We start from the raw sequence: 1199 nt of genomic DNA, 5'->3' as shown, positions 1-1199 counted from the left end.
AGCTCTCGCCCCAGCTCTCGCCCCAGCTCTCGCCCCAGCTCTCGCCCCAGCTCTCGCCCCAGCTCTCGCCCCAGCTCTCGCCCCAGCCCCAGCTCTCGCCCCGGCCCCGGCTTCAGCTCTTGCCTCAGCTCTGGCCCCGGCCGCAGCTCCCGGCCCGGCCCCAGCTCCCGCCCCGGCCCCGGCTTCCGCCTCAGCCTCGGCTCTGGTTCCGCCTGCCGGTTCCGCGCGTGGCGAGCGGCAGGCTGGAGGGCTCGGGCGGCCGGGTGCCCGACCGGCGTTGCCTGCCGATCCGGCCCAGTTGCGGCTCGCCCTGGCCGCGATCGGGGCTTCCGGTTCCGGCCTTGGCGGGCAGCAGGCCGCGAGGTCCGGTCGTTCGGATGTCCGGGAGGAACCGCTCGCCGAGCCGGGGCAGTTGCGGCTGGCTCCCGTCCGTGGTGGGCGGCCGGCCGTGGGGGGTGGGGCCCGCCAGGACCCGGAGGACGGGGCGGGGCGGCCGCGGGCGCTCGCGGAGCAGCGGGGTGGGAGCGAGCCGGGGCGCAGGCTGGCCGGGCTGGTCAGTGCCGGGATGGTGCGGCCGGCCAGTGAGCACACCCCCGAGGCGGGGATCGGGGCCGGGAAGGTGCTGCCGGTGCTCGCGGGGTTGCGGGCGTTGCTGCCCGGCGGTGGGCTGCGGCGGGGGGCGACGATCGCGGTGCAGACGTCGTCGGTGCTGCTGGCGTTGCTGGCGGCGGCGAGCCGGGCCGGGTCGTGGTGTGCGGTGGTGGGGATGCCGGCGCTGAGCCCGGTGGCGGCGGCCGAGATGGGGATCGCCCTCGACCGGCTCGCGCTGGTGCCGGACCCGGGCACCGAGTGGGCGAGCATCGTCGCGGCGTTGCTCGACGGTGTGGACATCGTGGTGGCGGCGGTGCCGGGGGCGGTGGCGCCGGCGGTGGCGGGCCGGTTGGCGGCGCGGGCCCGGCAGCGCGGCAGCGTGCTCATGCCGGCGGGGGCATGGGCGGGCGCGGACGTGACGGTGACACCGGTCCAGCAGAGCTGGGGCGGCCTCGGCGCGGGGCGGGGCCGGCTGCGCTGCCGGGAGATGACCATCCAGGCCCGCGGCCGGGGCGCGGCGGCCGCCGCCCGTGAGGTGACCCTGTGGCTGCCCGCCCTGGAAGGGCCGTTGCCGCCGGTCCGCGACGCGCGGATGCCGCGGAAGACGG

Annotated in this window: 1 protein-coding gene; it reads left to right on the top strand. The window is 79.1% G+C overall.

All coding sequences use genetic code 11. The features are described from left to right. Nucleotides 1–565: 565 nt before the first annotated feature. On the top strand, nt 566–1199 hold a 634-nt coding region (gene imuA', locus Dsi01nite_RS44620; RefSeq protein WP_239136644.1), incomplete at its 3' end, for a DnaE2-dependent mutagenesis accessory factor ImuA'.

This window comes from Dactylosporangium siamense, from assembly GCF_016862795.1.
In the GTDB taxonomy this organism is placed as follows: Bacteria; Actinomycetota; Actinomycetes; order Mycobacteriales; family Micromonosporaceae; genus Dactylosporangium; species Dactylosporangium siamense.
This window is presented reverse-complemented; position numbering and strand designations above follow the sequence as displayed.